We start from the raw sequence: 7,259 nt of genomic DNA on the forward strand, positions 1-7,259 counted from the left end.
GGGGCACGTCGAGAGGGCGAAGAGGGGCTAGAAGTCCCAGTCCTCGTCTTCGGTGTTCACGGCCTTGCCGATGACGTACGACGAGCCCGACCCCGAGAAGAAGTCGTGGTTCTCGTCGGCGTTCGGCGAGAGGGCCGAGAGGATGGCGGGGTTCACATCCGTCACCGTCTTCGGGAACATCGGCTCGTAGCCGAGATTCATCAGCGCCTTGTTCGCGTTGTAGTGCAAGAACTTCTTGACGTCTTCGGTGAGACCGACCTCGTCGTAGAGGTCTTGCGTGTACTGCGTCTCGTTGTCGTAGAGGTCGTAGAGCAGCGAGAAGGTGTAGTCCTTGATCTCGTCGCGCTTGGCCTGGTCGACGAGCTCGAGCCCGCGCTGGAACTTGTAGCCGATGTAGTAACCGTGCACCGCCTCGTCACGGATGATGAGACGGATGAGGTCGGCCGTGTTCGTGAGCTTCGCCCGGCTCGACCAGTACATCGGCAGGTAGAAGCCGCTGTAGAAGAGGAACGACTCGAGCAGCGTCGAGGCGACCTTCCGCTTCAGCGGCTCGTCGCCGTGGTAGTAGTCGAGCACGATCGACGCCTTCTTCTGCAGGTTCGGGTTCTCGACCGACCAGCGGAACGCCTCGTCGATGTCTTTCGTGTTCGACAGCGTGGAGAAGATCGACGAGTACGACTTCGCGTGCACCGACTCCATGAACGCGATGTTCGTGTACACCGCCTCTTCGTGCGGCGTCAGCGAGTCGGGGATGAGCGACACCGCGCCCACCGTGCCCTGGATGGTGTCGAGCAGCGTGAGCCCGGTGAACACGCGCATGGTGAGCGTCTGTTCGGCCGGCGTGAGCGTGGCCCACGACTGCACGTCGTTCGACAGCGGCACCTTCTCGGGCAGCCAGAAGTTGTTCACCAGCCGGTTCCACACCTCGACGTCTTTCTCGTCTTGGATGCGGTTCCAGTTGATCGCCTGCACCTTGTCGGCCAGCTTCAGCGGCCCTGCGGGAGGAGGAGTCATGACAGTTTCTTTCCGTTAGCCAGGTCGACGATCACAGCATGCACGAGACGCAGCCATCGATCTCCGTGCCCTCGAGGGCGAGCTGGCGGAGACGGATGTAGTAGATCGTCTTGATGCCCTTGCGCCAGGCGTAGATCTGGGCCTTGTTGATGTCGCGCGTGGTCGCGGTGTCCTTGAAGAACAGCGTCAACGACAGTCCCTGGTCGACGTGCTGGGTGGCCGCGGCGTAGGTGTCGATGATCTTCTCGGCGCCGATCTCGTACGCGTCGTCGTAGTACTCCAGGTTGTCGTTCGTGAGGAACGGCGCCGGGTAGTAGACGCGACCGATCTTGCCTTCCTTGCGGATCTCGATCTTCGAGGCCACCGGGTGGATCGACGAGGTCGAGTTGTTGATGTACGAGATCGACCCGGTCGGCGGCACGGCCTGCAGGTTCTGGTTGTAGATGCCGTGCTCCTGGATGGAGGCCTGCAGCGCCCGCCAGTCGTCCTGCGTGGGGATGTGCACGTTCGACGTGGCGAACAGCTCCGCCACCCGCTCGGTCTCCGGCACCCACGGCTGCGAGGTGTACTTGTCGAAGAACTCGCCGGATGCGTAGGTCGAGTCCTCGAATCCGTCGAACTTCTCGCCGCGCTCGATCGCGATCGCGTTGGAGGCCCGCAGCGCGTGGTAGAGCACCGTGTAGAAGTAGATGTTCGTGAAGTCGACGCCCTCGGCCGAGCCGTAGTGCACCCGCTCGCGCGCCAGGTAGCCGTGCAGGTTCATCTGCCCGAGCCCGATGGCGTGCGACTTGTCGTTGCCGTCTTCGATCGACCGCACCGACGCGATGTGCGACTGGTTCGACACCGAGGTGAGGCCGCGGATGGCGGTCTCCACCGTGCGGCCGAAGTCGGGCGAGTCCATGGTGAGCGCGATGTTCAGCGAACCCAGGTTGCAGGAGATGTCCTTGCCGATCTGGTCGTAGGACAGGTCTTCGTTGTAGGTCGTCGGCGTGTTGACCTGCAGGATCTCGGAGCACAGGTTCGACATGTTGATGCGCCCCTTGATGGGGTTCGCCTTGTTCACGGTGTCTTCGTACATGATGTACGGGTAGCCGGACTCGAACTGGATCTCGGCGAGGGTCTGGAAGAACTCGCGGGCGTTGATCTTGGTCTTGCGGATGCGCGGGTCGTCGACCATCTCGCGGTACTTCTCCGAGACCGAGATGTCGCCGAACGGCACACCGTAGACGCGCTCGACGTCGTAGGGCGAGAAGAGGTACATGTCCTCGTCGTTCTTCGCGAGCTCGAAGGTGATGTCGGGCACCACGACACCGAGCGAGAGCGTCTTGATGCGGATCTTCTCGTCGGCGTTCTCGCGCTTGGTGTCGAGGAACCGCATGATGTCGGGGTGGTGCGCCGACAGGTACACCGCACCCGCACCCTGACGGGCACCCAGCTGGTTGGCGTAGCTGAAGGAGTCTTCGAGCAGCTTCATGACGGGGATGATGCCCGACGACTGGTTCTCGATCTGCTTGATGGGTGCGCCGGCCTCGCGGATGTTCGACAGCAGCAACGCAACGCCGCCGCCGCGCTTGGACAGCTGCAGCGCCGAGTTGATGCCGCGGGAGATGGACTCCATGTTGTCCTCGATGCGCAGCAGGAAGCAGGAGACGAGCTCGCCGCGCTGCGCCTTGCCGGTGTTGAGGAAGGTAGGGGTGGCCGGCTGGAAGCGGCCGCCGATGATCTCCTCGACCAGGTTGGTGGCGAGCTGCTCGTCGCCCTGGGCGAGACCGAGCGCGGTCATCACCACGCGGTCTTCGAACCGCTCGAGGTAGCGCTTGCCGTCGAAAGTCTTCAGCGTGTAGCTCGTGTAGTACTTGAACGCGCCGAGGAAGGTGTCGAAGCGGAACTTCTTCGAGTAGGCGAGGTCGTTGAGCTGCTGGATGAACTCGAACGAGTACTGATCGAGCACCTCCTTCTCGTAGTACTCCTTCTCAACCAGGTAGTCGAGGCGCTCGCGCAGGTTGTGGAAGAAGACGGTGTTCTGGTTGACGTGCTGCAGGAAGTACTGCTTCGCGGCCTCTTTGTCTTTGTCGAACTGGATCAGCCCGTTCTCGTCATAGAGGTTCAGCATCGCGTTGAGCGAGTGGTAATCGAGCGCCGGCGCGGCTGTCGGCGCGTCGATCAGTGTTGCTTCCACAGTCTGTCCAATCTGATCTGGACGGCCTCTCGGTCATCCGGGGTTCCGAATACTTCGAATCGATAGAGGAGAGGCGCACCGGTTTTGCGCGCGACGATGTCGCCCGCAAGGCAGTACGCCTCGCCGAAGTTGGTGTTGCCCGCGGCGATGACACCGCGGATGAGCGACCTGTTCTCCTCGTCGTTGAGGAACTGGATCACCTGCTTGGGAACAGCTCCCAGCCCGTTGCCCCCGCCATAAGTGGGGAGCACGAGAACGTAAGGCCGGGTGGCCTTCAGCTTCTCGTCGCGGGCGTGGAGCGGGATGCGCGACGCCGGCCGGCCGAGCGACTCGACGAAGCGGCGCGTGTTGCCGGAGACGCTCGAGAAATAGACGAGGTCATCGGTCACGGTGATCAGCTGGCAGCGGCGCGCGCGAGTTCCTCGATCTTGTCGGGGCGGAAGCCCGACCAGTGGTCGCCCTCGCTGGTCATGACGACCGGAGCCTGCAGGTAGCCGAGCTCCTTCACCGTCTCGAGCGCCTTCTCGTCGACCGAGAGGTCGAAGATCTCGAACTCGAGTCCCTTGTTCTCGAGAGCGCGGTAGGTGGCAGTGCACTGCACGCAGGAAGGCTTCGTGTAGACCGTGATTGCCATGAGGAATGCACCTTTCTCGCAAGAGATAGAACGAACGTGAAATCTGGAGTTGACCGGCGCCGTATCCACTCGTTACCCCATGGAATCCACTGCTTTCGTGGCTTCTCTGCGCCGGGAGTTCAATACTACATATAGTTGGTCGCGATATCGAGCACCCCTAGATGAAGTGTTACACCCGTGTAATTATCCACAGGCCATCCACAGCTGTGCACAGCTTTTCAGGCCCTTTCATCCACAGCTCGAGTGGCGGAATTCCGGCCTTCTGCACCCGCCTGTGGAGAGCGTCCGTCTGTTCTGTCGAGAATAAATCCAGCCACTGACATTCACGCCGCTCGGCGTGTCGCGCGCACCCTCCGGACGACGGTCACGGTGAGCGCGGCCACGGCCAGAAGAAGAGGGACGAGGAGGTTCGCCCCGGCGAGCAGCACGAGACCCGCGACCAGCACCACCGACACCGCCGCGAGCCACCAGCTGACGCTGAACCGCGGCAGCAGGCGGAGCGCGGCGACGACGGCGAGCGCATACACCGCCACCATGCTCGAGGTGTGGATGAGGATGAACGGGGTCAGCTCACCGCCGCTCAGCACCATCGCCGTGTAGTAGAGAGCGACCAGCAGCGCCACCAGGCCGAGCGCCCGCCGCGGCACCGCGCCGGGTTCGGCGCCCTTGCCGAGCCAACGCGGGAGGTCGCCGTCGCGGCCGAGCGACGCGCCGAGCTTCGCGAACGCCGCGGCGTAGGCGTTCATCACGCCGAGCGCGACCACCACCGCGATCGACGCCACCACCACCCGGCCGCCGGCGGGCGCGGTCGCCTCCACCAGATCGAGCAGCGGCACGGCGGAGTCGGCCGCACCCTCGCCGAGCACCGCGACCGTCACGATCTGCAACCCCAGGTAGCAGGCGCCGACCACGACGATCGCGATCGCGGTCGCCAAGGGGATGGTGCGCCGTGGTCGCCGGAACTCCCCCGCGATGTGCGTCACCGCCTCCCAGCCCGCGAACGCCCACACGAACAGGCTCACCGCCACGCCGACGCCTGCCCAGCCGTGCGGCAGCAGCGGGGTGAAGTTCGCCGCCGAGCCCGCGGGTGCGGCGAGCACCACCACACCCACCACGACGGCGACCAGCGCGCCCGACAATCCGAGCTGCACCTTGCCCGAGAACCGGAGCCCGAACAGGTTGAGCACGAACGGCGGGACGAGCAGCACCGGCCCGAGCACGAATGCGGCCCACTGCGGCAGCCCGAGCACGGCCGACACGTACTCGCCGCCGAGGAGCGCCAGCACGGGGGTGCCGACACAGACGCCGAAGAAGAACCAGTAGCCGGCCATCCGTGCCGCCGTCGGCCCGAGCGCGAGCCGCACGAAGGTGGCGACGCCACCGGCATCCGGATGCCGCGACGCCAGCGCCGCGAAGGTGCCCGCCAGGGGCACCGACAGCACGATGAGCGCCACCACGGCTAGGATCGACCCCGGCCCGGCAGCGCCCGCCGCGAGCGCCGGGAGCACGAGGATGCCCGTGCCGAGCACCGCCGCGATGTACAACGCCGACCCTTGAGCGAGCCCGACGCCGGGAGCGTGCGCCCGCAGGCCCGCAGCGGGAACGGATGAATGGGCGACGACCGGGCGCGAACTGCTCACCCGCCCAGCATCGCCCACCAACCGCCCGCGGCGGAATGGCAGAGGTGCCAGAGTTCGCCCACATCCTGCCAGCAGCTCGCCCGAGCGATGACGACGACCGCTAAAGTGTCGATTCGTCGAGCGATGTCCCGAAGCTTCGACACATCGGCACAGCGCGCCGCGCCCGGAGGCCCCTACGCTCGCACCATGTCGAACTCAGCCTCCTCCGCACTGCCCGTCGTGCCGCACTGGATCGACGGCGCCGAGTACGCCGGCCGCTCCGGCCGCACCGCCCCCGTCTTCAACCCCGCGCTCGGGGTGGTGACCAAGGAGGTCGCCCTCGCGGACGCCGACGAGATCGCGGCGGCCATCGCGAGCGCCAAGGCGGCCCTCCCCGCCTGGCGCGAGCTCTCGCTCACCCGCCGGCAGGCCGTGCTGTTCGCCTTCCGGGAGCTGCTGAACGCCCGTAAGGACGAGCTGGCCGAGATCATCACGTCCGAGCACGGCAAGGTTCTCTCCGACGCGCTCGGCGAGATCACCCGCGGCCAGGAGGTGGTCGAGTTCGCCACCGGGCTCGCGCACCACCTCAAGGGCGAGTACTCCGAGCAGGTCTCGACCGGCATCGACGTGTACTCCACGAAGCAGCCGGTCGGTGTCGTGGGCATCATCAGCCCGTTCAACTTCCCGGCCATGGTGCCGATGTGGTTCTTCCCGATCGCGATCGCGGCGGGCAACACGGTCATCCTGAAGCCCTCCGAGAAAGACCCCAGCGCAGCGCTCTGGCTCGCCGCACTGTGGAAGGAGGCGGGCCTGCCCGACGGCGTCTTCACGGTGCTGAACGGCGACAAAGCGGCGGTCGACGGCCTCCTCACCAGCCCGGATGTCGCGGCGATCTCGTTCGTGGGCTCGACCCCGATAGCGCAGTACGTGTACGAGACCGGCACCCGGCACGGCAAGCGCGTTCAGGCGCTCGGCGGAGCGAAGAACCACATGCTGGTGCTGCCGGATGCCGACCTCGACCTGGTCGCCGACTCGGCGATCAACGCCGGGTTCGGCTCGGCCGGCGAGCGGTGCATGGCCATCTCGGTCGTCGTGGCCGTGGAGCCGGTGGCCGACGCCTTGATCGGCAAGATCGCCGAGCGGATGTCGACCCTCGTGACCGGGGACGGCCGTCGCTCCTGCGACATGGGCCCGCTCGTGACGGAGGCGCACCGGGACAAGGTCGCCTCGTACATCGAGGTCGCCGAGCAGGACGGCGCGAGCGTTGTGGTGGATGGTCGCGCCGTCCGTCCCGACGGCGATCCGAACGGGTTCTGGCTCGGCCCGACCCTGATCGACGCGGTCCCGACCACCAGCCGGGTCTACACCGAGGAGATCTTCGGCCCGGTGCTCTCGGTGGTGCGGGTGCACTCCTACGAGGAGGGGGTGGAGCTCATCAACAACGGCGCCTTCGGCAACGGCACGGCGATCTTCACCAACGACGGTGGGGCGGCGCGTCGGTTCCAGAACGAGGTACAGGTCGGCATGATCGGCATCAACGTGCCGATTCCGGTGCCGGCCGCCACCTTCTCGTTCGGTGGCTGGAAGTCGTCACTGTTCGGTGACACCAAGGCGCACGGCGCCGAGGGCGTGCGCTTCTACACCCAGCAGAAGGCCATCACGAGCCGCTGGCTCGACCCCTCGCACGGCGGCATCAACCTCGGCTTCCCGCAGAACTGAGCTGGTCGCCCTCGTCGGGGGAGGCCAGCTGCAACGCGCTCCAGAGCTCGGCGCGGGCTCCGAATTGCTCGAGGTCGAGGCCGAGCAGTTCGTC

At 65.8% G+C, this 7,259-nt stretch carries 6 protein-coding genes; 1 reads left to right on the forward strand and 5 read right to left on the reverse strand.

Going from position 1 to position 7,259, the window contains the following annotated elements; all coding sequences use genetic code 11:
• Positions 1 to 27: 27 nt before the first annotated feature.
• From nrdF to AC3WLB_RS19285, 5 genes are all read right to left on the reverse strand, one after another.
• Positions 28 to 1,014 (reverse strand): class 1b ribonucleoside-diphosphate reductase subunit beta, encoded by a 987-nt coding sequence (nrdF, locus tag AC3WLB_RS19265; RefSeq protein WP_022895891.1) that lies wholly within the window; start codon positions 1,012 to 1,014, stop codon positions 28 to 30.
• A 31-nt stretch (positions 1,015 to 1,045) separates the two neighbouring features.
• On the reverse strand, positions 1,046 to 3,193 hold the full coding sequence (nrdE, locus tag AC3WLB_RS19270) for a class 1b ribonucleoside-diphosphate reductase subunit alpha (protein ID WP_492508778.1): 2,148 nt from the start codon (positions 3,191 to 3,193) through the stop codon (positions 1,046 to 1,048).
• A complete protein-coding gene (nrdI, locus tag AC3WLB_RS19275; protein ID WP_492508780.1) occupies positions 3,178 to 3,582 on the reverse strand; it encodes a class Ib ribonucleoside-diphosphate reductase assembly flavoprotein NrdI in 405 nt (134 codons plus the stop codon). The genes nrdE and nrdI overlap by 16 nt, the downstream gene beginning before the upstream one ends.
• Positions 3,583 to 3,587: 5 nt before the next feature.
• Positions 3,588 to 3,827 carry a glutaredoxin-like protein NrdH gene (gene nrdH / locus AC3WLB_RS19280; RefSeq protein WP_092557681.1) on the reverse strand — a complete coding sequence of 80 codons (240 nt, stop codon included), beginning with the start codon at positions 3,825 to 3,827 and terminating at the stop codon, positions 3,588 to 3,590.
• Between the two features lie 323 nt (positions 3,828 to 4,150).
• Positions 4,151 to 5,467, reverse strand: a complete 1,317-nt coding sequence (locus AC3WLB_RS19285) for an APC family permease (RefSeq protein WP_492508782.1) — start codon at positions 5,465 to 5,467, stop codon at positions 4,151 to 4,153.
• Positions 5,468 to 5,653: 186 nt separating this feature from the next.
• On the opposite strand from AC3WLB_RS19285, the gene AC3WLB_RS19290 reads away from it, so the two are divergent.
• Entirely contained in the window at positions 5,654 to 7,165 is a 1,512-nt protein-coding gene (locus AC3WLB_RS19290; RefSeq protein WP_492508784.1) for a CoA-acylating methylmalonate-semialdehyde dehydrogenase, read from the forward strand.
• Positions 7,166 to 7,259: the final 94 nt, after the last annotated feature.

It is taken from the genome of Herbiconiux sp. FW305-C-125 (assembly GCF_058783455.1).